Source organism: Nocardiopsis metallicus (assembly GCF_014201115.1).
Taxonomy (GTDB): Bacteria; Actinomycetota; Actinomycetes; order Streptosporangiales; family Streptosporangiaceae; genus Nocardiopsis; species Nocardiopsis metallicus.
Window position 1 is genome coordinate 4,425,640 of record NZ_JACHDO010000001.1, and the last position, 26,394, is coordinate 4,452,033.

General features: G+C 70.9%; 26 protein-coding genes. 11 read left to right on the plus strand and 15 right to left on the minus strand.

Annotated elements, in window-relative coordinates:
- Nucleotides 1-27: 27 nt before the first annotated feature.
- Both HNR07_RS19260 and HNR07_RS19265 read left to right on the plus strand, forming a co-directional pair.
- Nucleotides 28-780, plus strand: a complete 753-nt coding sequence (locus HNR07_RS19260; RefSeq protein WP_184366177.1) for an IspD/TarI family cytidylyltransferase — start codon at nucleotides 28-30, stop codon at nucleotides 778-780.
- A complete protein-coding gene (locus tag HNR07_RS19265) occupies nucleotides 777-1,550 on the plus strand; it encodes a glycerophosphodiester phosphodiesterase (RefSeq protein ID WP_184366178.1) in 774 nt (257 codons plus the stop codon). The genes HNR07_RS19260 and HNR07_RS19265 overlap by 4 nt, the downstream gene beginning before the upstream one ends.
- A gap of 12 nt (nucleotides 1,551-1,562) precedes the next feature.
- Here the strand turns inward: HNR07_RS19265 and HNR07_RS19270 are convergent, their stop codons facing one another.
- The 3 genes from HNR07_RS19270 to HNR07_RS19280 all read right to left on the minus strand — a co-directional run bounded on the left by HNR07_RS19270 (nucleotide 1,563) and on the right by HNR07_RS19280 (nucleotide 4,176).
- Nucleotides 1,563-2,660 carry a DUF4429 domain-containing protein gene (locus HNR07_RS19270; RefSeq protein ID WP_184366179.1) on the minus strand — a complete coding sequence of 366 codons (1,098 nt, stop codon included), beginning with the start codon at nucleotides 2,658-2,660 and terminating at the stop codon, nucleotides 1,563-1,565.
- 106 nt (nucleotides 2,661-2,766) lie between these two features.
- Nucleotides 2,767-3,774 carry a glycosyltransferase family 2 protein gene (locus HNR07_RS19275; RefSeq protein WP_184366180.1) on the minus strand — a complete coding sequence of 336 codons (1,008 nt, stop codon included), beginning with the start codon at nucleotides 3,772-3,774 and terminating at the stop codon, nucleotides 2,767-2,769.
- Nucleotides 3,775-3,933: 159 nt separating this feature from the next.
- A complete protein-coding gene (locus HNR07_RS19280; RefSeq protein ID WP_184366181.1) occupies nucleotides 3,934-4,176 on the minus strand; it encodes a TM2 domain-containing protein in 243 nt (80 codons plus the stop codon).
- A gap of 294 nt (nucleotides 4,177-4,470) precedes the next feature.
- Between HNR07_RS19280 and HNR07_RS19285 the strand changes: the two genes are divergently transcribed.
- The 4 genes from HNR07_RS19285 (at nucleotide 4,471) to HNR07_RS19300 (ending at nucleotide 9,112) form a co-directional block, all read left to right on the plus strand.
- Nucleotides 4,471-5,976, plus strand: coding sequence for an LCP family protein (locus HNR07_RS19285; RefSeq protein ID WP_184366182.1), 1,506 nt, complete (start codon nucleotides 4,471-4,473; stop codon nucleotides 5,974-5,976).
- Nucleotides 5,977-6,011: 35 nt separating this feature from the next.
- On the plus strand, nucleotides 6,012-6,707 hold the full coding sequence (locus tag HNR07_RS19290) for a YIP1 family protein (RefSeq protein WP_184366183.1): 696 nt from the start codon (nucleotides 6,012-6,014) through the stop codon (nucleotides 6,705-6,707).
- Between the two features lie 267 nt (nucleotides 6,708-6,974).
- Nucleotides 6,975-8,306, plus strand: a complete 1,332-nt coding sequence (locus tag HNR07_RS19295) for a UDP-glucose dehydrogenase family protein (protein ID WP_184366184.1) — start codon at nucleotides 6,975-6,977, stop codon at nucleotides 8,304-8,306.
- A 107-nt stretch (nucleotides 8,307-8,413) separates the two neighbouring features.
- On the plus strand, nucleotides 8,414-9,112 hold the full coding sequence (locus HNR07_RS19300) for a TNT domain-containing protein (RefSeq protein WP_184366185.1): 699 nt from the start codon (nucleotides 8,414-8,416) through the stop codon (nucleotides 9,110-9,112).
- A 393-nt stretch (nucleotides 9,113-9,505) separates the two neighbouring features.
- Here the strand turns inward: HNR07_RS19300 and HNR07_RS19305 are convergent, their stop codons facing one another.
- Nucleotides 9,506-11,170, minus strand: coding sequence for a transposase (locus tag HNR07_RS19305; protein WP_184366186.1), 1,665 nt, complete (start codon nucleotides 11,168-11,170; stop codon nucleotides 9,506-9,508).
- 392 nt (nucleotides 11,171-11,562) lie between these two features.
- Between HNR07_RS19305 and HNR07_RS19310 the strand changes: the two genes are divergently transcribed.
- A complete protein-coding gene (locus tag HNR07_RS19310; protein WP_184366187.1) occupies nucleotides 11,563-12,135 on the plus strand; it encodes a TetR/AcrR family transcriptional regulator in 573 nt (190 codons plus the stop codon).
- A gap of 18 nt (nucleotides 12,136-12,153) precedes the next feature.
- Here the strand turns inward: HNR07_RS19310 and purE are convergent, their stop codons facing one another.
- Together purE and HNR07_RS19320 are read right to left on the minus strand one after the other, a co-directional pair.
- On the minus strand, nucleotides 12,154-12,687 hold the full coding sequence (purE, locus tag HNR07_RS19315; protein ID WP_184366188.1) for a 5-(carboxyamino)imidazole ribonucleotide mutase: 534 nt from the start codon (nucleotides 12,685-12,687) through the stop codon (nucleotides 12,154-12,156).
- Nucleotides 12,684-13,841, minus strand: coding sequence for a 5-(carboxyamino)imidazole ribonucleotide synthase (locus HNR07_RS19320; protein WP_184366189.1), 1,158 nt, complete (start codon nucleotides 13,839-13,841; stop codon nucleotides 12,684-12,686). Before HNR07_RS19320 ends, purE begins: the two co-directional genes overlap by 4 nt.
- A gap of 195 nt (nucleotides 13,842-14,036) precedes the next feature.
- Here HNR07_RS19320 and HNR07_RS19325 point away from each other — a divergent pair, with 195 nt between their 5' ends.
- Nucleotides 14,037-14,537, plus strand: coding sequence for a GtrA family protein (locus tag HNR07_RS19325; RefSeq protein WP_184366190.1), 501 nt, complete (start codon nucleotides 14,037-14,039; stop codon nucleotides 14,535-14,537).
- Here HNR07_RS19325 and HNR07_RS19330 read toward each other — a convergent pair.
- The gene (locus HNR07_RS19330) at nucleotides 14,531-15,532 is read right to left on the minus strand and encodes a CPBP family intramembrane glutamic endopeptidase (protein WP_184372324.1); all 1,002 of its coding nucleotides are present in this window, start codon (nucleotides 15,530-15,532) and stop codon (nucleotides 14,531-14,533) included. The two genes, HNR07_RS19325 and HNR07_RS19330, sit on opposite strands and share 7 nt — an antisense overlap.
- Before the next feature lie 437 nt (nucleotides 15,533-15,969).
- Here HNR07_RS19330 and HNR07_RS19335 point away from each other — a divergent pair, with 437 nt between their 5' ends.
- On the plus strand, nucleotides 15,970-17,109 hold the full coding sequence (locus tag HNR07_RS19335; RefSeq protein ID WP_184366191.1) for an Mrp/NBP35 family ATP-binding protein: 1,140 nt from the start codon (nucleotides 15,970-15,972) through the stop codon (nucleotides 17,107-17,109).
- 128 nt (nucleotides 17,110-17,237) lie between these two features.
- Here HNR07_RS19335 and HNR07_RS19340 read toward each other — a convergent pair whose 3' ends face one another.
- The 4 genes from HNR07_RS19340 to sigE form a co-directional block, all read right to left on the minus strand.
- Nucleotides 17,238-18,626, minus strand: coding sequence for a S1C family serine protease (locus HNR07_RS19340; RefSeq protein WP_246420391.1), 1,389 nt, complete (start codon nucleotides 18,624-18,626; stop codon nucleotides 17,238-17,240).
- A gap of 306 nt (nucleotides 18,627-18,932) precedes the next feature.
- Complete coding sequence (locus HNR07_RS19345; protein ID WP_184366192.1) at nucleotides 18,933-20,024, minus strand: transcriptional regulator; 1,092 nt, start codon at nucleotides 20,022-20,024, stop codon at nucleotides 18,933-18,935.
- Nucleotides 20,021-20,791 carry an anti-sigma factor family protein gene (locus HNR07_RS19350; RefSeq protein WP_184366193.1) on the minus strand — a complete coding sequence of 257 codons (771 nt, stop codon included), beginning with the start codon at nucleotides 20,789-20,791 and terminating at the stop codon, nucleotides 20,021-20,023. Before HNR07_RS19350 ends, HNR07_RS19345 begins: the two co-directional genes overlap by 4 nt.
- Nucleotides 20,792-20,793: 2 nt before the next feature.
- Complete coding sequence (sigE, locus tag HNR07_RS19355) at nucleotides 20,794-21,426, minus strand: RNA polymerase sigma factor SigE (RefSeq protein WP_184366194.1); 633 nt, start codon at nucleotides 21,424-21,426, stop codon at nucleotides 20,794-20,796.
- Nucleotides 21,427-21,779: 353 nt separating this feature from the next.
- Here sigE and HNR07_RS19360 point away from each other — a divergent pair, with 353 nt between their 5' ends.
- The gene (locus HNR07_RS19360) at nucleotides 21,780-22,370 is read left to right on the plus strand and encodes an O-methyltransferase (protein ID WP_184372330.1); all 591 of its coding nucleotides are present in this window, start codon (nucleotides 21,780-21,782) and stop codon (nucleotides 22,368-22,370) included.
- An 88-nt stretch (nucleotides 22,371-22,458) separates the two neighbouring features.
- On the opposite strand, the gene HNR07_RS19365 is transcribed toward HNR07_RS19360, so the two are convergent.
- The 4 genes from HNR07_RS19365 to HNR07_RS19380 all read right to left on the minus strand — a co-directional run bounded on the left by HNR07_RS19365 (nucleotide 22,459) and on the right by HNR07_RS19380 (nucleotide 25,911).
- Complete coding sequence (locus HNR07_RS19365) at nucleotides 22,459-23,949, minus strand: leucyl aminopeptidase (protein WP_184366195.1); 1,491 nt, start codon at nucleotides 23,947-23,949, stop codon at nucleotides 22,459-22,461.
- Between the two features lie 111 nt (nucleotides 23,950-24,060).
- Nucleotides 24,061-24,228, minus strand: a complete 168-nt coding sequence (locus tag HNR07_RS19370) for a DUF3117 domain-containing protein (protein ID WP_014909697.1) — start codon at nucleotides 24,226-24,228, stop codon at nucleotides 24,061-24,063.
- 384 nt (nucleotides 24,229-24,612) lie between these two features.
- Nucleotides 24,613-25,197 (minus strand): hypothetical protein, encoded by a 585-nt coding sequence (locus HNR07_RS19375; protein ID WP_184366196.1) that lies wholly within the window; start codon nucleotides 25,195-25,197, stop codon nucleotides 24,613-24,615.
- 186 nt (nucleotides 25,198-25,383) lie between these two features.
- A complete protein-coding gene (locus HNR07_RS19380; RefSeq protein ID WP_184366197.1) occupies nucleotides 25,384-25,911 on the minus strand; it encodes a hypothetical protein in 528 nt (175 codons plus the stop codon).
- Between the two features lie 78 nt (nucleotides 25,912-25,989).
- Here HNR07_RS19380 and HNR07_RS19385 point away from each other — a divergent pair, with 78 nt between their 5' ends.
- A complete protein-coding gene (locus HNR07_RS19385) occupies nucleotides 25,990-26,382 on the plus strand; it encodes a hypothetical protein (protein WP_184366198.1) in 393 nt (130 codons plus the stop codon).
- The last annotated feature ends 12 nt before the right edge of the window (nucleotides 26,383-26,394 follow it).

The window sequence follows — 26,394 nt, forward strand, 5'->3', positions numbered from 1 at the left end:
ATCCCGCCTCAGGAAAGTTGGGAAGCAATGTCCGCAGGTCCGCGGGTGATCGCGGCGGTTCTGGCCGGAGGGGTCGGGGCCCGGATGGGCGCGCCCTCCCCCAAACAGCTGCTGCCCCTGGAGGGTCGGCCCATCATCGAGCACTCGATCGCGGCCTTCGAGGCCAGTCCCGAGGTGGACGAGATCGTGGTGCTGATGGTCGAGGAGTACGTGGGGCGGGTCGAGGACATCGTCGCCGAGGCCGGTTTCGGCAAGGTCTCCCGGGTGCTTCCGGGCGGGGCGACCCGGACGGACACCTCCTACGCGGCGCTGTCGGCGATGGCCGGGGCGGCCGACTCCGACCTGGCGCTGCTGCACGACGCGGCCCGGCCGCTGGTGCGCCCGGGGACGATCGCCGCCTGTGTGGCGGCGCTCGGTTCGGCGGGGGCCGTGGGTGTGGCGGTGCCCAGCGCCGACACCGTGGTGCGGGTGGCGCCGGGGCGCACCGGTGGCGAGGTGATCGCGCAGACCCCGGACCGTTCCCGGCTGCGCAGGATGCAGACCCCCCAGGGCTTCCGGTTGGGTGTGGCACGGCGCGCCTACGAACTGGCGATGGCCGATCCCTCGTTGGTGGCCACCGACGACTGCGGGGTGGTGCTGCGGTACCTGCCCGAGGAGGAGGTGCGGATCGTGCCGGGTGAGGAGACCAACATCAAGGTGACCAACCCGGGTGACGTGGAGGTCGCCGAAACCCTGCTGCGCCGGATGCGTGCGCACGCCGATCCGGGTGCGCCCTCATGAGCGCGGTCTTCGGGGCCACCGCGGTGATCGGCCACCGGGGCGCGGGCCGGGGCGTGGTCGACGGCGCGCTGGAGAACACGCCCGCCTCCTTCGAGCTGGCGGCGCGGACCGGCGCGGACTGGATCGAGATCGACGTGCGCCGCACCGCCGACGACCGGCTGGTGCTCTTCCACAACGCGGCGCTGGACGACGGCCGCGCGATCGTGGACCTCACCGAGGAACAGTGCCGGGCGGCGGGCCTGGCCGGTCTGGAGGAGGGGTTGGCCGCGATCCCGACCGAGCTGGGCCTGGACGTGGACGTCAAGACGGTGATGGAGGACGGGGTGGACGCCCCGGCCCGGCGGACCCTGTCCCTGGTCCTGCCGTTCCTGCGCCGGGAGGCCAAGCGGCGCCGGATGTTCGTCTGTTCTTTCGACCCCGGTCTACTGCTGGGTGTGCGCGAGGGCGCTCCGGGGGTCGCGACGGCGTGGATGCCCTACGTGCGCAACCCGGCGGACACGGCGGTCCCGGGCGCGGTGGGCATGGGCTGCCCGATCGTGGCGGTGGACGCCCGGGCGCTGGGATTGTCGGGGGAGAACCCCCGGCCGGGCCGCCGGGAACTGGAGTACACGGTGGAGACGGCGCACCGGGCCGGGTTGGAGATGATCTCCTGGTGCCCGGCCCCGGTGGACGCCGCTCGGTTCGCCCGTGCCGGAATGGACGCCGTCGTCGTGGACGACGTCCCCGGAGCGGTGGCGGCGCTGAAGGAGGCGACCGGGAGCACCGGGTGAGGCGGGATCCGCTCAGATGCGGTCGAGTAGTTCGGCCTTCTTCGCGCTGAACTCCTCGTCTGTGAGCAGTCCCTTGGCGTGGAGGTCGCCGAGCCGTTCGATCTGCTCGAAGATCCACGCGGTGTCGGCGCCCGCCGCGCCCGCGGGGGCGGCGGGCGGTGCGGGTGCCGGGGCGGGCTCGGCCTCCGGGGGCCGCTGTGCCTCGGCCGGCTCCTCCGGACCGTCCTCACCGACCTTGGCGCTCCCCAGACCGGGCAGGTTCAGGGTCAACCGCGGCCCGCGCATGACCTCCATGGTGTTGCGGGCCGCCTCCTTCCACCACTCCGGGTCGTCGAAGCCGGGCGGGGCCTCCTCCGTGCCGTCCGCACCGGACGCGAGCGCGGGTCTGGTGGCCCCGCCCAGCGCCCAGCGGTGCGCGGTCACCGCGGCGGCGAGCAGGAGCACCTGGTGGATCTCGTTGCCCTCCTCACCGGCGCGCAACAGGTTGAGGTCGTTCTTGGGTTTGGCCGAGGTGCCCTCGGCGTTCTCGCGGGTGATGAAACGGACGAAGCCCCAGCCCCAGTCGTCCAGGGGCATCCACTCCACGCCGGTGATCTCGGCGAGGTCGTACTCCCGGCGCTGTTTCTTCTTCTTGAAGCTGCTCGCGTAGCTGCCGCCCCAGACCAGGGTCAGCCGGCCGGCCTCCAGGCGGGCGGTGCCCTCACAGGTCCTGATGTGCAGGGGCAGGGCGGGCACCAGGCGCGTCGGGGTCGCGGGGTCGGGCGGTCCGGCCTGACTGGCGGCGAACGTGATCTGGTCGGCCAGGTACTCCGCGACCAGCTCGGTCTTGGCCGGACCGGTCAGCCGGAAGGGCTCGGACTTCTCGTCGAGCATCGCCCCGACGGCGGCGTAGGGGTCCATCCGGTCGCGCATCCGCAGGTTCATCACCCAGCCGTTCTTGCGCCCGGCTCCGGGGAGGAAGTCCACGCTCTGGACCGCGGAGACCGGGAGTTCCACGCTGCCGAGCAGTTTGAGCAGCGGGCTCTTGAACCAGCCCTTGGTCTCGTACCTGATGGAGATCGACTCACCGTCGAACACCCAGGCGGCCTGGTCCCCGCGCAACTCGTCCATGTCTCCCTCTCCGGTCTTCCTTGGTCCCCTTGCCTAGCAGAACGTCCGCCCCCGTTCGAGGGCGGACGCCGTCCGCATGTGGCCGCTCGGGGCGGCGGGATTCGGGTCAGGCGGTCTTGGAGCCGCTGTTCGATCGGGCGGTGCGGGAGTCCGCGCCGAGCCCGGGCGGGCTGGTGATGAAGCCGACGCCCCACGACATGTGCATGGTGGCCAGCGCGACCGGGATGAGCGGCCGCGAGGAAGCGGGCAGGCCGCGGGTGAGCGGCACCGACGCGGCGGTGATCAGGGCCAGGTAGGCGCCGGGCACCAGCCACAGCGGCCAGAAGAACGCTCCGCCGACCAGACCGACGGTGATCCCGGCCACGGCCACCGGCGGGGCCAGGTAGCGCAGGTTGATCGTGCCCTTGTGCTGGCGGGCGACCACGCGCCGCCAGCGACCGTAGTGGAAGTACTGCTTGGCCAACAGCTTGATGTTGCGGCGCGGACGGTAGGAGACCCGCATCCGGGGCTGGAACCAGACGGTGCCGCCGGTGGTGCGGATGCGGTGGTTCATCTCCCAGTCCTGCGCGCGCAGGAAGGCCTCGTCGTAACCGCCGACCCGCTCCAGGGCCGAGCGGCGGAAGACGCCGAGGTAGACGGTGTCGGCGGGACCGCCCTCACCGCCGGTGTGGAAGCGGGCGTTGCCCACGCCCACCTTGGAGGTCATGGCGGCGGCCACGGCCTTCTCCCAGGGAGTGGTGCCCTCGGCGGCCATGATGCCGCCGACGTTGTCGGCCCCGGTCTCGTCGAGGGTCTCCACCGCCACCCTGAGGTAGTCGGAGGGCATCATCGCGTGGCCGTCGACGCGGGCGACGATGTCGTGCGAGGAGGCGCCGATGGCGGCGTTCAGTCCGGCGGGGGTCTTGCCGGTGGGGTTGTCCACCACCTTGACCCGGGGATCGGCGGCGGCGAGGCCGTCGGCGACCTCGCGGGTGCGGTCCGAGGAGGGTCCGACGCCCAGAACGACCTCGAGCTCGCCCGGGTACTCCTGGGCGAGGACGTGCTCCACCGCTGCGGCGAGGTGGCGCTCTTCGTTCAGTACGGGCATGACGACGGAGACAGGCGGCCAGGACACGGGCACTTCCCAAGGTCAAGACTGTCGGGACTGCGCCGGCTCCCCGGGGCCTTCAGGGTGGCAACGCATGAAGGTGCCGCGGGGGCTTGACGCGCGCTCAACGGTACTGCACGCGGCCCGGGGATCCGGACCGCTCGGCTCCGCCGTCACACCCAGGGATCAGGACCTGTTCTTGATCGGCAGGCCGTCCGAGTCCTTGAAGTTGCCCGTGACGACCATGATGAAGTCGATCAGGGCCCAGATGCCGAGACCACCGCAAGTGAGGATCATCAGGACGCCGGTTCCGGTCTTACCGGTGTAGAAGCGGTGGACGCCCAGACCGCCGAGGAAGAAGCTGAGCAGGACGGTGGTGAGCCAGTCCTTGGGGGACAGGGCCTCGGGGTGCTGCGGGTACGCGTTCATTTCGTTTGACTCCAGGGACATGAGGAGGGAGTTGGGGGTAACGGACGTACCGGTCCCCTGACAGCCGGGGACACGTGCGAGAGAAGACCGGTACTTCCACCCCGTATGGGGCGACATGCATGACGCCGGGCAGGTCAGAGCGGTTTACATGATTTCCCGGAACCAACGCGGTCGTTCCCGGCTCGAAACATATCGGGGGCAACACGCCGAGGGTTGACATCCCGCGCCCTTCGGCCGATCGGGTGACAACCTAGGTACCAAGGACACCGCTGAACGGGTGGGACGGGGACGCCGATGAGCGACGACGACGCCGGACGGCGCAGGACGACGGGCGAGTTCCGACGCGAACGCTCACAGCCCGTACCACCCGGTGATCGGCGCTCCCCCAGGTCCGGCCGGGTCACCGTGCCCAGCCCGCGGGTGCGCCGCCACCGCAACGGCCTGCTGCTGATGAGCGTGCTCTCGGTGCTGGTCCTGCTCGCCTCGGGCACCTCGTGGGCGATCACGGGGTGGATGTCGGGCTCCCTGAACCGGTTCGACGTGTTCGGCGGGCTGTCCGACGGCGACCGCCCGGCGGAGACCGGAGGGCTGACCTTCCTCGTCATCGGCTCCGACAGCCGGGGCGAGATGAGCAAGGAGGACCAGAACGCGCTCAGTGTGGGCTCCACCCCGGGGCAGCGTTCGGACGCCATCATGCTGGTGCGGCTCAACCACGAGCGCGACCACGTCACCGTGATCGGCCTTCCCCGCGACCTGTGGGTGGACATACCCGGCGAGGGTGATGACAAGATCAACGCCGCCTACGCCTACGGCGGCCCCCGGCTAGCGGTCCAGACCGTGGAGTCGGTCACGGACGTGCGCATCGACCACTACGTCGAGGTGGACTTCAACGGGTTCGTGGACGTGGTCGACGCCCTGGACGGGATCGACGTGTGCCTGCCCGAGGCGATCAACGACCCCAAGGCGCACTTGGACATGGAGGCCGGTACGCACCGGGTGGACGGCAAGGAGGCGCTGGCCTTCTCCCGGACCCGGGCCACCGCCCGCGGCGACCTGGACCGGATCGACCGCCAGCAGCAGGTGCTGTCGGCCATGCTCGACCGGGCGATGAGCACCGAGACGCTCTCGAACCCGACCAAGCTGACCGCGTTCCTGGACAGCGCGCTCTCCTCGGTGACGGTGGACGAGGGACTGGACACCAGCACCATCAACGACCTCGCCTATCAGATGCGCGACCTCGACCTCGGAGAGGTCACCTTCGCCCAGGTGCCCATCGCCGACATGAATCACTGGACCCCGCGCGGCGACGTCGCCCTGCTGTGGGACGAGCCCGCGGCGCGGGAGATGTTCGCGGCGGTCAACGCCGACCGCCCGTTGGTGGAGCCGGAGCCCGAGGCCGAGGACGACGGTGGGGAGGCCGAGCCGGTTCCGGGCGACATCAGCCTGCGGGTGTTCAACGGCACTGCCACCCCGGGTCTGGGGGCGCGGCTGGACAACCAGCTGGCCACGGCCGGGTTCGACGTCACCGACGGCGCGGAGAACTGGAGCAGCCGGGACGTGGCCCGCACGGAGGTCAGGTACGGTCCGGGTCAGGAGCGGGCCGCCGAGTACCTGGCCCAGACCCTGCCTGGGTCGGAGACCGTGGAGGACCGCACCCTGGACGACGGCCTCCAGCTCGTGATCGGATTCAACTACACGACGTTCGAAGCCCCCGAGGCCGTGGAGCCCGAACCGGAGGAGGAGCCCTCCGCCGGTACCGAAACAGCCACCACGACCGCGAAGGACAACATCTGCGGGTGACCACCCGAGGTGGTCCCCGCCAAGGAAGGGTTAGCGTGCTCCGCCACCTGGTCGGCCTGCTCGCCGGCATCGCCCTGGCCCCCGCCCTGTGGGTGGGCATCGCCTGGTCGGCCGACCTCTTCCCAAAGATCACCCAGGGTGATGTGAGTGTGACAACCGTGTTGTCCGTGGTGGTGCTGTGCCTGGTGGGGATAGTGGGCGCCTACCTGGTGGCTTCGCGGCTCTCCCCGCTGACAGCGGGCGCCGCCGGGACCCTCCTGACGGCGCTGTGCCTGTGGCCGGCCCTCTCCCCCGCCTCGGTGGAGTCGGCCCTGTACTGGATCAACGACGAGGTCTTCCTCTACCCGAACGGCGCGGGGCTCGGCGTGGCCCTGCCACTGGGCGTCCTCCTCCTGGGTTCGGCGGTGTCGCCGACCCGCTGGCGGGCGGCGAACGACCTCGGCTCGACGGGTGTTCCGGTCCGGGAGCGGGTGGTGGCCAGCACCAGCCGGGAAGACTACGCGGGGCGGTCGGGGCAGGACACCGTGGTCGAACCGGATCAGCCCTGGAACGACGGCGGCCCGGTGGGCGACACCGTCCCGGACGTCCCCCCGCCCACCTCACCGATCCGCGAGTATGACGATCCGAACAAAACCACGACACCGTTTCGCCGCGGGGAGACCGGTGCCGTGTGGACCCCGCTGGACGAGGACCCCGACCACACCCGGTCGTTCGGCGACGGCAGGTACTGAAGTCACGGTCGGGCGCCTGCCGCGTGTTCGCGCAAACGCTCCTCCCCGGTACGTACCGGCTCCCACCCGCCGGTAATCTGTGCGCCTGACTGTTCACGTGTTGTTCGGTCACGCGCCAGACCCCGACGCGTAGGGTGATGCACCGTCCCCCCACGGACGACCCGTCGGCCGAACCATGTCCGTTTTCTGCCCTCCTGTGGGATGTGAGCCGTCATGAGCGGGCACACCAGCAGACGAGGCGCGTGCGGAAACGAGGAAGGAACACCAGTGGTCGAAGCGGAACGCATGCGGGTATCCGTCATCGGAACCGGCTACCTCGGCGCCACCACGGCCGCCTGTCTGGCCGAGATGGGCTACGAGGTCATGGGCCTCGACGTCGACGAGGCCAAGATCGACCTGCTCCGCTCCGGCAAGGTCCCCTTCTACGAGCCCGGGCTCGCCGAGCTGCTGACCGAGAACCTCCGGACCGGTCGGCTGCACTTCACCACCGACTTCGCCCAGGTCGCCGCCTTCGCCGACCTGCACCTGATCTGTGTGGGCACCCCGCAGCGGGACGAGTCCGGAGCCGCGGACCTGAAGTACGTCAACTCGGCGATCGACAACCTCGCCCCGTACCTGACCCGGCCGACCGTGGTCGTGGGCCGCTCCACCGTCCCGGTGGGCACCGCCGCCACCCTGGCCGCCCGGCTCTGCGCCCTGGCGCCCGTCGGCGAGGAGGCCGAGCTCGGCTGGAGCCCGGAGTTCCTGCGCGAGGGCTTCGGGGTGGAGGACACCCTGCGGCCCAACCGCATCGTGCTCGGCACCGACTCGCCCCGGGTGGAGAAGGCGGTCCGCGCGCTCTGGCAGCAGCAGGTGGACGAGGGCATCCCGTTCCTGGTCACCGACCTGCAGACCGCCGAGCTGGTCAAGGTCTCGGCCAACGCCTTCCTGGCCACGAAGATCTCCTTCATCAACGCCATGGCCGAGGTGTCCGAGGTCGCTGGCGCCGACGTCATCCAGCTCGCCGAGGCGCTGTCCTACGACGACCGCATCGGCGGCAAGTTCCTCGGCCCCGGCCTGGGCTTCGGCGGCGGCTGCCTGCCCAAGGACATCCGGGCGTTCATGGCCCGCGCCGACGAACTGGGCGTGGAGCCCGCGCTGTCCTTCCTGCGCGAGGTGGACGCGATCAACCAGCGCCGTCGGGCGCGCACGATCGACATCGCCCGCCAACTGATCGGCGGCAACTTCGCCGGATGCACCGTCACCGTGCTGGGCGCGGCGTTCAAGCCGAACTCCGACGACATCCGGGACTCGCCCGCGCTGGACGTGGCCTCGACCATCGCCTCCCTGGGCGCGCACGTCACCGTCTACGACCCAGCCGCCCTGGAGCGGGCCCGCGAGGCGCACCCGGAGCTGAACTACGCGAACTCCATGCTGGAGGCCGCCCGCGACGCGGACGTGGTCCTCCTCCTGACAGAGTGGGCGGAGTTCCGCGAGGCCAACCCCGAGGAACTGGCCGCCGTGGTCGCCCAGAAACGCATCGTCGACGGCCGCAACGCCCTGGACCCGATCTACTGGCGCGCGTCCGGCTGGACCTACCGCGCCCTGGGTCGCCAGTAGCCTCCCACCGGACGGCCGCTCCACAGGGGGCGGCCGTTGTTGGGCATCCATGATTAACTCCACTAAGTATCAATACCCTCACTCTGAGTGATACCGAATGGAGTCCCATGCGGAAGTTCCCCATGCTGGTCGGCACCGCCCTCGCCCTGCTCCTGACCGCGAGCCCGGCCACCGCCGAGCCGGTCTCGGAGTGCCCGGTCCTGGTCCCACCGCCCACCGCGGAGGACATGGAGCGCTACCTGTGCGGCGACTCCCGCCTCGGCCCGGCCGACCTGCCCGAAGAAGGCCCCGTCGGCAGCCTGGTCGAGGGGTACGACCGCCTCGGCGGCCTCTCCCCGACCGAGTTCCTGGACCGCTGGTGGACCGCTGACGGCGGCTGGGACTACCCGGAACACGACGGCTTCGCGGTGGCCGACGGCCAGCCCCTGAAGGAGCTCCAGGAACTCCCCCGGGGCTGGATGCTGGACCGCTTCGGCTCCCCGTGGGGTTCGTTCCTGGCCCCGGCGGGCGCCCCCTACTCCGCACGAGCGCTCCCGCCGAACTCCCTGAACACCTGGCCGGACGGGCCCGAGCACAACTACAACTGCTACGAGGTCACCCAACCGGTCACCGCGTGGGTGGGGCCGATCGCCCCGCACTTCGAACAGCCGGGCGGCGGTGAACAGCTCCTGGTCCCAGCCGAGGCAGTCCCCGAGGCCGAGGGCGACGGCCACGTCCCGGTCAACGACCTCCTCGACTGGGGCTACCTCGACCAACGCCCCACCGAGGAGTGCGTCCTCCCCGAGGGATACCGGTTGAGCGCCTAGCGCTCGGCGCCAGCGCACCCGGCCCGCCAGCTCGTAGAGGAGGCCCTCCCGAACCCACGCGCCCTGTCCCTGGACGCCCTCCCCGGCGAGTGTCCAGGGACAGGGCGGTCACCGGACCGCGTCCCCGACCCGGATGAACCGGCGGCCGCTTTCACCGCTGTGCAACAACACTTCCGCCATGGCTCGGACGCTACTTCGCGGGTACGTCTTCCGCGTCCGAGGAGGGTCGCGGCACCACGATCTCCGCCAGGGCTGCGAACCACAACCGCGCCCCGCCACCCCCGAGCCCGGTTTCGGTCCCTGTTTCAACAGATGATCTTGCTACCAGGAGCGAAATCAGCGCCCTCGGGTTTCGTGGTTTTTGCAGAGGTGTCCGGTTCGGGTGGGCCCGGCTCACGCTGCGATGTCGAACCAGTCCCCGACGATCTCTCGGATTAACCCACCCAACCCCCGATCAGGCACCCTGCACGATATTCGGTGTTCGATCACCTGCCTTCTGAGCGCGGCGATCATGTCTGAGAAGGCCGGATCGGTCTTGGACCGATACCAGGGCTGGTGATAGCGGCGGGCAGCCACGTCCGCTTGCCCCTGGCCGTGCCACCGATACCAGACCACCACCAGGCTGTAAGCCAGCAGCTGGAAGGGGACCGTGCGCTCCACCGCGGCGCGGGTGCGGTTTTGGGCCTGCTCCAACCCCAGATGGGCACGACTGTCCTGGAAACACACCTCGATCGGCCACCGGTCGGCATAGCGCCGCACGATCTCTTCAGCGGGGCTGGTGGTATCGGTGCTCAACAACGCCACCTCGTAGGGTTGGGGGCTGTGCGGGTTGCGCACCAAAATCAGGCGCAGGGGTGTGGGGCCCAGGGAGCGCACCCACCGGCAGTCGATGACGGCCATCTCCTGGCCGGTGCCGTTGCCGGAAGCGACGAAGTGGGCGGTGGCGGCGATCTGTTCGGGGGTGCCCAACCGGGGGCCCGCGTAGCGGGGCCGCCCGGGCCGGGTGGGGGTGCCCGCCGGTGCGGGTGGGGGAACCTGGTGCAGGACCGCGGTGGCCGCCAGACGAAAAGTCCAGGTCATGGTGGTGGGCAGGGCTCTTAGTGCTGGGCTGTGGTAGGCGGAGTCGGCCACCACGTGCAGGGTGCGGTCGGGAAACTGGTGGGCCAGGCGGGTGGCCAGAGCGATCGCGGTCTCGGTCTTGGTGGGTTGCTGGGCGGTATCGGTCTGGTCGGCGGGGCCGGCTGGGCCGCCGCTGGTGGGGGTGGTGGCTTGCAGTACCTGGGCTAGGGCCTGCTCATGGGCGTGTTGGGCGGTGGCTAGTTCCCGGGCGCACCGGTTCAGGCGCTCTTTGAGGGCGGGTGCGGGGTCGGGGCCGGGCAGGCGGTGTCCCGCCGGTAGGGCGGCTTCCTTGTCCAGGCGCAGCTGCAGACCATGGTGGGCCTGAGCGTGGCGGGTGCGGGCGCTGTCCAGGACGCGGGCGGTGGCGGCAGTGCTGGAGGTGTGTGCGGTCTGGGGGTGGGGCATCGGGCCGTTGTGGCCTGCTTTGCCGGGGCTTCGTTTGGTGGTTGAGGGTCGCCAGCACGCGGTCAGCACGGGTAGGGCCAGGGCTGTGGTCCTGCCGGGCAGACGGACGGCCAGGGCGGTGACCACGAAGCACACACCCCAGGCCAGGGGGTTGTTTTTGGGTCGGGCTCCGTCGTGTTGGCGCAACCGGCCCCAGACGCGGCGGCCCCACCGTTTGATCAGGGTGTCATCGATGACCAGGGTCAGGTCCTGGCCGGGGTGGGTGAAGGCCTGGGTGATGAGGTGGGCCATGGTCAGGCCCAGGTGGTGGGGGTCCCATTTGCGGCGGGAGAAGAAGGCGTGGGCGCGGTCGTGGTGCCAGTGGCGGGCCAGGCCGGAGCCGGTGAGTATGCCGCACACGGTGCGGGGTCCGGTGTGGGTGATCAGGCCGGTGATCAGGGCGGTGAAGGTGGTGAAGGTGGGTCGGGTGAAGTGGGGCCAAAAGTGGGTGAGGAGCCGTTGCAGGCAGGGCGGTAGGGTGGGGTGTGGGAGCATCAGCGAGCCTCTTTGCGGTGACTGGTTGATGCTCCCTTTGTCGTGTGCGGGGCGGGTGGTTGTCCAGGTTCACACCAAAGCACTCACGAGCGGACACTTCTCCAAAAACCACGAAACCCGAGAGCGCCGAACTTGCTCCTGGTAGCAAGATCATCGGGGATCAGGGGGTTTCGGAAGCGGCGGGCAGCCTCAGGCACGGGTTACGGACACCGCGGCCTGCCCAGAGCCGGCACCACAGCACTGCCCCCACCCTCACCACCGGGTGTCCGATGGCACGCGCGACCGGCCGAGACACGCGATCCGAGGCGCGCAGGCCCGGGGAGACTGCTTCCCTCACTGCTGCTTTTTCGTCCGGGCGAATGTACGTACGTCAAAATGCTAGGGTGTGCGCCATGAGCCAACGCGAGGACCTGCTGGCCGGCGCGAAGAAGTGCCTGATCGAAAAGGGCTACAGCAAGACCACCGCCCGGGACATCGCCGCCGCCTCGGGTGCGCACCTGGCGTCCATCGGGTACCACTTCGGGTCCAAGGACAACCTTATGAACACCGCGGTGATCGAGGCGACCAGAGAGTGGGGGAACGTCTTCGAAAGGGCCGTGCGGGAAACCGCGACCGGGAGCCCCGAGGAACGGATCCGCCTGTTGGTCACCGTGCTCTTCGAGAGCATCCCCGAGCAGCGGGACCTCATGGTGGCGGGGGTCGAGGCCTACGCCCAGTCACCCTTCAACGAGGACATCCGGACGGCGCTCACGGAAGGGCACCAGGAGGCGCGCCGGGAGCTGGCCGCATTGATCCTGGACGTGCCCTCCGACCAGGTCGACCCGGGCACCGTCGCCGGGCTGGGCTCGATGATCTACAACATCGTCACCGGGTACGTGCAGCAGTACATCGTCGCCCCGGACTCCCTGCCCACCGTGGATCAGGCGATGGAGGGCCTGCGAGCGCTGGTGAGCCCCGGCACCTGAGGCGCCGGGGCTCGGACGCTAGAAGCCGAAGCCCATCGCCGAACCACTGTCGGACACCTCGCGGCGGAGACGCTCGCCCTTGGCGTGCGCCTGCTCCTTGAGCTCCTCCTGGAACTTGGCCACGCGCTCGGCCAGCTCCGGGTCGTGCGCGGCGAGCTGGCGCACGGCCAGCAGCCCGGCGTTGCGGGCCGCGCCCACCGCGACCGTGGCCACCGGGACCCCGGCGGGCATCTGCACGATGGACAGCAGGGAGTCCATACCGTCCAGGTACTTGAGCGGCACCGGGACCCCGATCACCGGCAGGGTGGTGACCGAGGCCAGCATCCCGGGCAGGTGGGCGGCGCCGCCCGCGCCCGCGATGATCGCCTTGAGACCGCGGCCGGCCGCCTCGGCACCGTAGGAGATCATCTCGTGCGGCATCCGGTGCGCGGAGACCACATCGGCCTCGAAGGGGACGTCGAACTCCTTGAGCGCCTCGGCCGCCTCGCGCATCACCGGCCAGTCGGAGTCGGACCCCATCACGATGCCCACCACGGGCTTGCTGTCGGTCACTTCTGGTCTCCTCGTAGGTAGCTGGCGGCGTCGCGGGCGCGCTCCAGGAGGTCCCGGTAGTCGTCGCCCATCACGGTGACGTGCCCGATCTTGCGGCCCGGGCGCACGCCCTTGCCGTAGAAGTGCACCTTCACCTCGGGGTCCTTGGCCATGACGTGCAGGTAGCGGCGGTAGACGTCGGGGTCCTCGCCGCCCAGCAGGTTGGCCATGACGGTGTAGGGGGCGTTGGTACGCGGTGACCCCAGGGGCAGGTTCAGAACCGCGCGCAGGTGCTGCTCGAACTGGGACGTGCGCGCGCCCTCGATGCTCCAGTGGCCGGAGTTGTGCGGGCGCATGGCCAGCTCGTTGACGACCACGTCCTCGGCGGTCTCGAACAGCTCCACCGCCAGCACACCGGTCACGTCCAGGGCCTGGGCGATCTCGATGGCCAGCTGCTGGGCACGCAGGGCCTTGGCCTCGGACAGGTCCGGGGCGGGGGCGATCACCTCGTGGCAGATCCCGCCGCGCTGCACGGTCTCCACGACCGGGTACACGGCGACCTGCCCGTGCGGGGAACGGGCCACCTGCACGGCGAGTTCGCGGCTGAAGGCCACCTTCTCCTCGACCAAGAGCGGCACCTCCTCCGCGGCGGCGCGGTCCACGACCTCGCCAGCCTCCTCGGGGCCGTCCACGACCCACACGCCCTTGCCGTCGTAGCCGCCGCGGGAGGCCTTGAGCACGACCGGCCACCCGGCCTCCTCCGCGAAGGAGGCGACGTGGTCGAGGGTGGTCACCGCCCGCCAGCGCGGGGAGGGGGCGTCCAACTCGGCCATGCGGGTACGCATACGCAGTTTGTCCTGGGCGAAGCGGAGGGCGTCGCGGCCCGGACGAAGCAGCCCGCCCGCCTCCTCCACGGCCCGCAGGACCGGCTCGGGTACGTGCTCGTGGTCGAAGGTGACCACGTCGTGCGCCTTGGCGAAGGCCAGGACGTCGTCGAGGCCGCGGTCATCGCCCAGGGTGACGTCGCCCGCCACCAGGGCCGCGCTGTCGGTGGGGTCGGCTGCCAGGACGGAGAAGTCCACTCCCAGCCCGATGCCCGCCTGGTGGGTCATCCGGGAGAGTTGACCTCCGCCGATCATTCCCACGCGGGGGACGATGCGGTTACGCTCGCTCACAGTTCCTCAACTCAATGCTCGTCAACCGCGGATGCGGGGCGGATCCGCGTACGGCGGAACCTGGCCGTTCGGCTCGGAACCCGCGGCCGGGGTGTCTGTCGAAGCCCCCGGTTAGAGTCTAGGGCGTGCGGTCACCGGGCCCCCAGGTGCCATCCCCACCGCCGCGACCCCCGCAGGAGCAGGAAGGCACAGGCCATGCGTGATCTCGCTACCCGGCGTCCCCGGTTGGCCAAGCTGGCCGCCGAGGTCGGCAAGTTCGGTTCCGTCGGCGCCGCCGCCTATGTCGTTCAGCTCGTCGTGACCAACCTGCTGTGGGCCAACGGCGTGCAGGTGATGGCCGGACAGGTGCTGGGCACCCTGTGCGCGATCGCGGTGGCGTTCGTCGGCAACCGGTTCTGGACCTTCGGCGACCGGGCGCGCACCGGCTACGGCCGGGAGACCTTCCTGTTCCTGGTGATGAACGGCGTGGGCATGCTCGTCCAGGTGGGCTGTCAGGCCTTCTCCCTGTACGTGCTCGGCCTGGACGGCCCCCTCGCGCAGAACGTCTCCGGCAACGTGGTGGGCGTGGCCCTGGGCACGCTGTTCCGGTTCTTCGCCTACCGCACCTGGGTGTTCCCGCCCCAACCGGAAGCCGTGAGCACCCGCCCGCGGGACAGCGCCCTTCCCGAGGACGGCAGGGCTCCGCGGGCTCAGTGACGGGTGAGCGGGCTGCGTCGGCTGACACCGCCGCGGCGGGCCAGGCCGGTGACCAGGAGCAGGTAGAGGCCGACCTGGGCGGTGGTCAGCGCCAGAGTCATCGGGGTGTTGGTGCCCAGCGGCAGTCCGCCGCCGATCACGACACCCGTGCCGACCTCGGACAGGCGGCCCTGCACCGCGCACAGGGTGAACTGGACCAGGCTGTTGACCACGTGCAGGCCGATGGCGGCCTCCAGGCCGCCGGTGCGCCAGGTCAGCCAGGCCATGGCCAGGCCGAAGACCGCCAGGGACACGGTGGTCCACAGGTTGCCCGGGTGGGTGGAGGCGTACAGGGCGGCGAACAGGGTCCCGCCCGCCAGGACGGCGGGCCACGGGGAGCGCAGCACCCGGGAGAAGGCGCTGTCCCCGGAGGGCGAGCCGAGCGAACCCACGAGCTGCATGGTCAGCCCGCGCACGGTCATCTCCTCGGCCGCGGACTGGAGCGGCACCAGCAGGGCGATCACGAGCAGCGCGGCCGCGAGGACCTCGACACTGCCGTAGTTGACCGCGCCCGGGCCGTCGGCGGGGGGCCTGCCGGACACCAGCAGGAGCAGTCCGGTGCCCGCCGTGACGGGGACCGCCGCGGTGAACACGCACCGGGCCAGCCAGCGCCAGCGCACGCGGCCCTCGACCGAGATGAGTGATCCGGCCCGGCGCCACTGCACCACGCGGACCACGAAGAGGGTGACGGGGATCAGCAGCGCTATCGCCGCCAGTCCGAAGGCCAACCCGGCGATCTCACCCACCCGGACCGAGTCCGGGGCCAGGCCGCTGCCGCCGAGGATCGCGACGATCGTCATGACGAGCATGACTCCGACCCACAGGAAGAAGAGCAGGACCGCGAAGACCAGCACCGCCAGTGGCGGGACCCACCACCGGAACAGCGGGGTCCGGGCGAGCCTGTGATAGGACTCACCCCCGGGGAGCTCCGCGCAGGCGAACTGCTTGGAGCGCACCGGGCGCGGGGGTGGCCAAGCCCACACCGACGGGTCCGGGGTCAGCGCCGGGTGTCCGCCGGGCGGGGTCTGCCTCGCGCCGCCGAGCGGCCAGGCCCAGGTCTGCTCCTGGGCGTAGCCACCACAAGCCTGCCCCTCCGGCCCTTCAGGCGCGGCGGGCCAGGACGAACCAGGCGGTGGCGGCACATTTCCCATCGTGCGCCGAGACTACTATCCGGGCATGTATTGCCTGCGTTAAGGCCACGCCGTTATCGCCTGGTCACGGTACGGAACAACCGCTCCACGGGCCCCTGGAAGAACGGGCGGGAGCCCGGTGGGCACTGAGACAACGGAATAGCGGGCCCCGGCCCACCTGTTGGAACAGGTGGTCCTGCGGGTGGTCCTGCAAGCGACACCACAGGCCAAGTACCCCGTCCCGCTGACCTACGATTGAGTACATGTCCTCCACACCCACCACCGAGCAGGTCCACGAAGCCCTGGCCACGGTGCAAGACCCGGAGATCCACCGACCCATCACCGACCTCGGCATGGTCAAGAGCGTCGACATCGCCGACGACGGTGCCGTGCACGTCGGTATCTACCTCACGGTTGCCGGCTGCCCGATGAAGGGCCGCATCGAAAAGGACGTGACGGGAGCGGTGACCAAGGTCGCCGGCGTCACGAAGGTCACCGTCGAACTCGACGTCATGAACGAGGAGCAGCGCAAGGAGCTCCAGACCAAGCTCCGCGGCGGCCAGGCGGAGAAGGAAATCCCCTTCGCCAAGCCGAACTCGCTCACCAAGGTCTACGCGGTCGCCTCGGGCAAGGGCGGTGTCGGCAAGTCTTCCGTCACCGTGAACCTCGCCGCCGCGCTCGCGGCCCAGGGCCACAAGGTCGGTGTCGTCGACGCCGACATCTACGGCCACTCGGTGCCTCGCATGCTCGGTGCGTCGGACTTCCCGACCAAGGTCGAGGACATGATCCTCCCGCCGACCGCGCACGACATCAAGGTCATCTCGGTGGGCATGTTCACCGAGGGCAACACCCCGGTGGTGTGGCGCGGCCCGATGCTGCACCGCGCCCTCCAGCAGTTCCTCTCCGACGTCTTCTGGGGTGACCTGGACGTCCTGCTGATGGACCTGCCCCCGGGCACCGGCGACATCGCGATCTCCGTCGCGCAGATGCTCCCGGGCGCCGAGCTGCTCGTGGTCACCACTCCGCAGCAGGCAGCCGCCGAGGTCGCCGAGCGCGCGGGCGCCATCACCGCCCAGACGCACCAGCGCATCGCCGGCGTCATCGAGAACATGTCCTACTACCAGCCGGAGGACGGCGGCGACCCCGTCTACCTCTTCGGCCAGGGCGGTGGCCAGAAGGTCGCCGACGCCCTGACCAAGACCCTGGGCGCGGAGATCCCGCTCATGGGACAGGTGCCGCTGGACACCCGTCTGCGCGAGGGCGGCGACGAGGGCCAGCCGCTGGTCCTGACCCACCCCGACGCAGAGGCCAGCAAGGTGCTCGTCTCGATCGCCGAGAAGCTGGTCGGCAAGCCCCGCGGGCTGGCCGGGATGCAGCTGGGCATCTCCCCCGCCGGTCGCTGACGAACCGACCGCTCCGTAGGTCGGCTGGAAGACACGCGTACGGCCCCCGGGTCCTGGGATTCACCCTGGACCCGGGGGCCGTCGTGTTGCCCGCAGCTAGCTTGCCGGCCGGCCGGGCGCCCGGCCGCTCACTCGCCCGATCCGAGGGTGACGGTGGCGGTCTCCCGTTCGCCGTCGCGCTCGTACTCCAGCTCGATTTCCTCGCCGGGCGAGCGGTCGCGCACCATCGCCTGGAGTTCACCGTGGGAGTTGACCCTGCGGCCGTCGAAGCTGACGATCACGTCACCCGGCCGCAGTCCGGCCGCGTCGGCGGGGCCGCCCGGCTCGACCGCGTCGTCGTCCTCGGCGATGACCGCGCCGATGACCGGGCTCTCACCGTCGTAGGTGACACCGAGGTCGGCGGGGCCGGTGATCTCCGCGTCTTCGGTGCCGATCATCCGCTTGACGACCTGCTCGGCCTCCGTGGCGGGGATCGCGAAGCCCAGGCCGATGTTGCCGCCGGGCTGTTCGCCCATGAAGCCGCCGCCCATGGTGACGATCATCGAGTTGACCCCGATGACCCGGCCCTGGATGTCCACGAGGGGCCCGCCGGAGTTGCCGGGGTTGATCGCGGCGTCGGTCTGGATGGCGAAGAACTGGCTCTGGCCCTCGTCGGAGCTGACCGGACGGTCCATGGCGCTGATGATGCCCTGGGTGACGGTTCCGGCCAGACCCAGGGGCGCGCCGATCGCGATGACCTCGTCGCCGACGACCGCTTCGTCGGAGTTGCCGAACTCCAGCGGCTCGACGTCGTTGGGGTCCTCCAGCTCCAGGACGGCCAGGTCGGACGTGGGGTCGGAGCCGATCACCGTGGCCAGGCTGAACTTGCCGTCGCTGTACTCGATGATGATCCCGTCCTCCTCGAGCGGCGTGGAGACGTGTTCGTTGGTGACCACGTAGTCGCCGTCGATGACGAAACCCGAACCGCTCGCTCCGATCCGGCCACCCGCGCTGCGCAGGGAGACCACGCTCGGGCTCACCCGCTGGGCCACCCCCGCGATGGTGTCGGGGGCGCGCTCGGGCGCTTCGGACGGGGGTTCGTTGATGGTCGGACCCGGATCGGGGGCCGGGGCGGCCTGTTCCCCGGAGGAGCTGATCAGGCCACCGGCGAGCCCGCCCGCACCGCCCGCGATGAGGGCGACGACGAGCATGCCGCTCAGCGCGATCCAGGCGGGGACCCCGCGCCGGCGGGAGCCCGTCCCCTGCCCCGGCGCGGGCTGGGTGTACTGGGCCTGGGTCCCGGGCGGCGAGGCGAAGTGCCCGTGGCTCTGGGACGCCTGCTGGGTGGTCTGCTGGGCGGCCTGACCCTGCTGGGCGGCCTGACCCTGCTGGGCGGCCTGGCCGTACTGGGGCTGCTGAGGTTGCTGCGCCTGCTGACCGTACTGGGGCTGCTGCCCTTGCTGAGGTTGGCTGGAACCGCCGACGCCCTGGTGGTAGCCGGTGGGGTCCTCCGGAGAAGAGGGCCGGTTGGGGTTCATGGGGTCTCCGCTGCCGGGGGGCGAACCGTGGGTGGTGCCCTGGTTCACGGGACGTTCTGACTGGGGAGGCTGGCCTCCCCCGGTGTGGGGCGGGGCGATCCACTCACCGGTGGGTCGCCGTGGTGGTTCCGCAGGCGCCTGCCCCTGGGCGGGTGTGCCCGGCACACCTCGCTGAGGTCCTCCACCGCTCGGCGAGGGGGGAGGCCCCTGCGCGGGTTCCGAACGGTCGTTGTCCTGACTCAAGACCTGCTCCGTATGTCGCTTGGCTTTCGGCTCGGCACACGCTCCGCCACCCGGGCCGACCCCTTACAGGAGGCCCAGCCGGGACAGACCCCGCAGCACCCTGGCCCAGAAGCCCGAGTCCTCGGGGCCCGGCAACGCCGCCACTGCCGAGGAGGCCAGGTCCGCGGGGGCGTCGGCCAGGACCGTGTAGACGAATCCGTTCGCCTGCCACACGCTCTGGTACTGACCCACGTCTCCGCCGAAGATCGTGTCGTGCCCTGTTGTGACGCCTCCTCCCCCCGTCCCGGTTCCGGTTCCGGCATATCCGTTATGAAGTGTGGAGGGATGTTCTGTTCCCAGCTTGCCACGTTGAGTGAAGACCGACACCTGCGAGAGCCCGTCCGAGTAGACGGCGTGCACGACCGGCTCGCCCCCGTAGTGCTTGGAGCGGGTGTCGACCAGCCGGAGGTTCCAGGTGAGGTGTTCGGGCAGCACCCAGCCCGCCTCGCGAAGTTCGCGGCGCTCCGCGCTGTCCAGGGCGTCACCCCAGGGCGAGCCCCCGAGGACCTCGTCCGGCCAGGAACCCTCCTCCAGGCTGAGCTCGGTGAGGTGGCTGCTGAACGCCTCCTCCCCCGCGAGGTCGTACACCGTGTGGCCCAGGAGGAGGTCGGTCTCGGTGTCCACCCAGAAGCGCCCGGCGACGGTGGAGTCCGCGCGCAGTACCTCCACCAGGTGAGCCGGGCGGCCGTCGAGGGCGTCGGGGCCCGCGTCCACCACGTGGTAGGTGTCCTCGAGCACGTCCAGCAGTCGCCCGTCGAGGGAGTCCAGGGCGGAGGAGGCCAGCACGACGAAGGCCCGTTCCTCTCCGGCCTGTTCCTCCCCGTCCAGCGGGGACATGGCCAGGCCCGCGCCCGGTCGGTTGACCACGCGTACGTCGACCCCGCCCCGGCCCGCGCTCTGCGGTCCGCGCACCTCGCGCACGGCGGTGTAGGCCACCTCGTTGTGCGAGGCGGCGGAGCGCTGCAGTACGGCCATGCCGTCGTCCTCGCCCTCGGCCGGGACCGAGGTGGCCTCCGGATGCACGGCGCCGGTCAGTACGAGGACGCACAGCAGCGCGGCGATGACGGCGGACGCGGGTCCGGAGTGCGGACCGGAAGAGGGGCCTTCCGACCTCACCGGGTCGTTTCGGTCGGGGCCGAGGAGTGCTCGGCCGCGACGGGCAGGGGTTCGAACGGTGCCTGGTGCGCGGGCAGCGGGTCCACCACCGGGATCTGACGGCTGGTCACCGCGTGCTCGACCGCGAAGTCGGCCAGGTGGGGTTCGACCACCGGGGTGTCCTCGCCCTCAGCCCCCACGACGAACGCGCTCCCCAGGAGCGCCGTCGCCACCGCCAGGCCCGCGACCGCGTAGCGCCCGCCGGAGAAGTACGGCAGCAGGCCGGAGAACCGGTCGCCGCCGTCCCGGCGTTCGGGTCGGGCCGGGACGTACCGCTCCGGCTGGGTCCGCGGCTGGCTCGTGGGCGCGGTGGACCGGTTCCCGTCCGTCCGGAGCGAGCGGTTCCCGGAGTGCCGGTCGGCCTGCTCGGCCATCAGGGGTCCGCCCGTGGGGTACCCGCCGAGGGGTCGGGAGTGCCCCAGCGGGGGGCTCGATCCGAAAGGGCTGCCCGAGGTCGGGTCCGAGGGGCCGCGATCACCCCGATCACCGGGACCGCCGCCCGTGCCGCCCAGCCCGCCCAGGCCGGGCTGGGACATCAGGCGCCCCATGAAGTCCATGTCGGGCTCGGGTTCGCCGAGCCCTGTGAGTCTGCGCTTGAGCCGGCGCATCATGTCGGCCTCGAAACGGCACGACTCGCACTTGGCCAGGTGGATGAGGGCGCGCTCGTGTTCGGCGGCGCCCAACTCCCCGTCGATGAGCGCCGAGAGGCGCTCTCCGAGGTGGTCCATGCTCACTCCGCCTCCCCGTGCATCAGGTCGGTTCCGCCACCCCGGGCCATGCCCTGGGCACCGCCCTGACCGCCGTTCGGGTCCTGGGCCGCCAGGGACCTGCGGTGCTCCAGGGCGCGACGGAGCTGGGCCCTGCCCCGGTGGATGCGGCTGCGTACGGTGCCGAGCTTGACGTCGAGCGTGGCCGCGATCTCCTCGTAGGAGAGCCCTTCGATGTCGCACAGCACGACGGGCGCGCGGAACTCGGCGGGCAGGGCGTCCAGCGCGCTCTGGATGTCGGCGTCGAAGTGCCGGTCGTCGTAGCGCTGGGCGGGCGAGGGCTCGCGGCCCTCCAGGCGTTCGTCGGCGTTGTCGGCCAGCCCCTCGAAACGGATGCGGGCCTTGCGCCGGGCCATGTCGAGGAAGAGGTTGGTGGTGATGCGGTGCAGCCACCCCTCGAAGGTTCCGGGGGTGTAGTTGGCGAGGGAGCGGAACACACGGATGAAGACCTCCTGGGTGAGGTCCTCGGCGTCGTGCTTGTTCCCGGTGAGGCGATAGGCCAGCCGGTAGACCCGCGGCGAGTGGACGCGCACGACCTCTTCCCAGCTCGGGGGTTCCCATGCCTCGAACTCAACGGCAGGGCCGGTCTCTGGCACCGCGCTGCTCCCTTCGTCCCGCTGGTCTCGCCTCGAAGCCGATCCGCTCCACGGGGGTTGGTTCGGGGGGAGTTTACTTCGTGGCGATCAACGTGCGTTCATCCCGGTTCAACGCCGGGAGACGCCGATTAAGTTCCCGCCGCCACACTCGGAGTTCCGGCCGGATCAGGCTAGTCTTTTGCGCAGGGACATACCTGGCCGCGACCACCATTCTACGGTGGGTGACGATCCCCCGGTCAGAGCACCTGGCCACAACATTCAGCAGGACTTGGGAGGCCGTCATCAGCGCAGAAGAGAGCGTCGCCCGGACCATGTGGGTCCGGACCGAGCAGGCTCGGTTCGAACAGTCCGCCATGGGCGACGGACCTCTGGCGGACGCCTACGACGCGGGGGTGCGTGCCGCCGCACCGCCCGTGGACGCCGCGACGGGGGCGGCGCTGCGGTTCCTCAGCGCCGCCATCGGTGCCCGTTCGGTGGTGGAGGTGGGCACCGGCTGCGGGACGTCGGGGATCTGGCTGCTGCGGGGGATGGTGCCGGAGGGGATCCTGACGACGGTGGACGTCAACGCCGCCTACCAGGACTACGCGCGTTCGGCCTTCGCCCGAGCCGGTTTCGGCGCGGGCCGGGCCCGGCTGATCCGCGGTACGGCGCTGGAGGTGCTGCCCCGGCTGACCGACGGCGGCTACGACATGGTGTCCGTCGACGCGGACCAGGTCTCCTACCCGGCCTATCTGGAGGAGGCGCTGCGGCTGCTGCGCCCGGGCGGGGTCGTGGTGTTCAACAACGTCATGGTGGGCTCGGACGAACCGGACGGCCCGCTGCGGGTCCCCGGCCCGGCGGAGATCGCGGTGCGCGAGCTCATGCAGCGGGTGCGCGAGGACGAGTCCTTCATCCCGCTGCTGGTACCGGTGGGCGAAGGGCTGCTCACCGCCATCCGCCCCTGAACGCCACGGGCCGACGCAGACACGCCGGGGGCCCGGAGGGAAGAGGTCTTCCGCCCGGGCCCGCTGGTCGTCCCTGCGACCCGAATACCTACTTCCGGGCGAGCCAGCGCAGCAGGGTTCGGGTGGCGAAGGCGGTACCGCCCTTGGTGAGCAGGCCGCTCTCCTGCATGGACCGGCCCGGACCGGCGATGTCCAGGTGGGCCCAGGGCAGGCCGCCGGCGAACTCGCGCAGGAACAGCGCCGCGTCGGTGGCCCCGGCCGGACCGAAGTCCTTGCCGCGGGTGCCGATGTTGGCCAGGTCCGCCACCCGGGACTTGGTGGTGGGGACGTAGTCCTCGGTGAGCGGCATCCGCCACAGCGGCTCGCCCGCCTCCTCGCCGGCGGCCTCGATCTCGGCCGCGAGGGAGTCGTCGGTGCTGTAGAGCGCGCCGATCCCGGTGCCCAGTGCCAGCTTTGCGGCGCCGGTCAGGGTGGCGACGTCGACCAGGACGTCCGGGGCGAGCTCGGTGCTGGCGTAGCCCATCGCGTCGGCCAGGACCAGACGTCCCTCGGCGTCGGAGTTGAGCACCTCGACGGTCTTGCCGGTGTAGGTGGTCAGGACGTCGCCGATACGGGTGGCGTCACCCGAGAAGGCGTTCTCCGCCAGCGCGAGCAGACCGGTGACCCGGACGTTCGCTCCCACGGAGGCCAGCGCCGACAGGACGGCCAGCACGATGGCCGAGCCGCTCATGTCGGTCTTCATGAGCTTCATGTTGTCGTTGGGCTTGAGCGAGAGACCACCGGTGTCGAAGGTGATGCCCTTCCCGACCAGCACGACGTGCCCGGTGGGGTTCTCCGGGGCGTAGGACAGCTGGACCAGCCGAGGCGGCCGGGACGAGCCCTGGCCGACCGCGAGGATCGCACCGAAGCCCTCGTTCTCCAGGTCCTTCTCGTCCCACACGCGCACGGTCAGGCCGGAGCCCGCTGCCGCCTCACGCGCCCGGGCGGCCATCCACTCCGGGTCCTTGGTCAACGAGGGGGTGTTGATCAGGTCCCGGGCCAGGGCGGTGGCCGTGGCCAGGGTGCTGCCCAGGGCGAGGAGTTCGGTCAGGGCCGCGGGGTCACCGACGACGTCGATGACGGGTGCGGGCCGCTGGTCCGCCGGGGCCTCGGCGCTCTTGAGCGTGAAGGTGTAGGAGGCGAGCAGGGCGCCCTCGGCGAAGGCCGTGGCCGCCGCGGCGTCCGAGCCGGGCCAGGCGAGGGCGACGCGCTCCTTGCCCCGTGCGGCCCGGGAGAGGGCGGCGCCCGCCTTCCGGAGATCGTCGGGGCTGCCCGAACCGACTCCGAGAAGGGCCAGACGGACCAGGCCCCCGTCCCGGGACACCGGGAACTGGGCGAGCTCACCGGGCTTGCCGGTGAGCGCGTAGTGCGCGAACAGGTCCGCGAGCTGGGAGGGAAGGACCTGTGTCAGTCCGCCGTCGGCGACTCCTTCGACCGCCTCGGGGCCTTCCTCGCCCGTGAGTACGGGGAGGACCAGCAGGTCCGCGGTGGATTCGGCGAGGGTCCCCGGTACGGGGTGGATCTCCGTGGCGAATGGCACAGGCCGCTCACAATCGTTCACTCATTGCGGGAGGTTCACGCAGGTGGGAGGTGTGGAACCTCGGGGGTCGTCAGGGCGTTCCGGCCCAGGTGGGGGACGGGTCGTATCCGGTTATCCGACGACACCCTGGAGCGCGTCCCGGAGCTCGGTCGCCTCGTCCGGAGTGAGCTCCACAACGAGACGGCCGCCGCCCTCGAGCGGGACCCGCATGATGATGCCGCGACCCTCCTTGGTGACCTCCATCGGCCCATCGCTGGTCCTCGGCTTCATCGCCGCCATGCCATTCCCCTTTCTAGGTGTTCCTCGCAGATGGCCGGGGCCGACCCACAGCACCGACACCGATCCGCATGAACGGTTCGGCTTCGGAGCCGTGGGCCGGTTCCGCGTGAGACGCGCCCGTGTGACTTAAGGGACGTGCATCACTCTTCGCCCATTATCTCGGAGGTTGACCCATGGGTGTGCGCCGGGCGACAGCCGGGCCTCCTCCGTGCGTTCCCGCAGCAAGGAATCGTTGGTCAGTAAGGTTATATCGGTCTCGACCGAAACCTGTGCGGTGCGAGAGCGGCCGCACGGACTATTGCCGCGGGACAGCGGGTCAAACCAGGAAGTCGACCGACAGCCGGAACGAAGGCTCCACCTGGGACTTTCGTCCCCTTTCTGCGCTCAGTCCAGGGTCCCGGTGGAAACCATCCTGGTTCCCTCACGGGTCACGGAGGACCATTCCGCGTTGAGGCCCCCGCCGTCCGAAACAGGCCAGAGGGTTAGTTCCGACTCGTCGACGCAACGGTCTTCCGGGTCGGAGATCTCGGTGTAGGAGTACACCAGCCGGTCGCCGTCGCGCGCCGACAGCTCCAGCGTTCCGGAGCAGGAGAAGGTACTCCAGACGGTGCTACCGCGTTCGGCGCCCTCCTCGATCCGCACCTCGGCCTCCCATTCGGCGACGGGTTCGCCATCGGTGTCGACCTGGCTCATCGACCCCGACCACGATCCGACGAACGCGTCGGGGTCGGGCGCGGTGGTGACGGCGTCGTCGCCGGAACCATCCAGGTAGGCCCAGGCCGCGAAGCCCCCGCCGCCGAGCAGCAGGAGGACGGCCGCGGCCACGGTCACCTTGGTGAACTGACGGCGGCGCTTGTCCCGGTACCTGGTCGCGCGGGGCGGTGGCCACAGGGACATCTGACGCACCGGGGTGGCGGACTTCCCCTGCCCGTCCTCTGCGCCCGCTCGGAGTTCGGCTGCTGTGTCCATCCTCGCCATCCTCACGACGGTCCACCCGCTCCGGCGGAGCGGGGGTACGCATGTACAGCGACCGAGAATAGAGCAACTGAACGCACCACATCCGACCAAGAACGACACATCGGATGTGATGCACGGCATAGGGGGTCCGGGCGCGCCGGGCACCGGCGGGGGAGTCGCCGATCGGGCGAAGCGGGATCAGGCCTGGTCGTCGCGTTTACCGCCACCGACCGTGGCGTCGCCGGCCCGGGGTGAGGTTTCGGCTGAGGGATCCGCGGCGGACTCGGAAGGGAGGCCGGCGGAGGGCTCGGCTCCCTCGACGGACCCGACCTTCGAGGCGGAGGCGGGCTGGTCGGCGGGCAGCTCGCCCTCCCCCGGCAGGTACGAGCCGGGTCGGGGGCCGGTGCCCCGGGGGACGTAGGACGGGTCCAGGCGGGCCAACCGCCACTCCAGGTCCTCGATCCGCTCCTCACGCTCGCGCAGGGTTCCGGTGAGCCGGACCAGCAGCTCGTCGACCGCGCGCACGTGGTAGCCCCACATGGACAGGGGAAGCAGGAGTCCGCCCAGGTCACGGGAGCCCACCGGGCGCCCCTCGGGCAGGTTCAGCGGGGGGAAGTCGGCCTCGAACCGGGCGAGCTGGCCACCCTTGCCGAGCACGACGTAGACCACGCCCACGAGCACGGCGAGCGCGGCCGCGGCGACCAGGACCATGATGAAGATAGGCACGGCTCCGATCGTGCCACACCGCCGCCCTCCCCCGGGAGTGGCGGGGCGTGGGAGACTCGGCGGGTGTCGAATCCGCGCTTGCGAGTCCTGACCCCGGACTCCGTTCCCGAGTACGGCTCCGCGGCGGCGCCCGCGTCGCCCCCCGAGGGTTCCTGGACCGTGGACGCGGGCCACCGCCCGCCCGCGGCCCGGGTGTCGGACCTGGTCGCCGAGGGGCACACCGTTCTGGTCCGCTGCACGCGGCCGGCCGGGCAGGAGCCGCGCACGGACCTGCCCCCGGCCCCGCCCGGGATCGCGGGCGCCGTCCCGGTCGAGGCCGCCGAGGAGGTGGCTCTGGCCACCGTGTACGCCTGGGCGGGCGCGAGTGTGTTCGTCACGGCCCACCCGGAGCGGGTCCGCCGGGCGCTGGACATGGTCGCGTCGGTGCGCGGCGAGCGCCCGCCCGCGGCCGTGCGCCGGGGGCTCGCCTAACTCGGTGTCCAA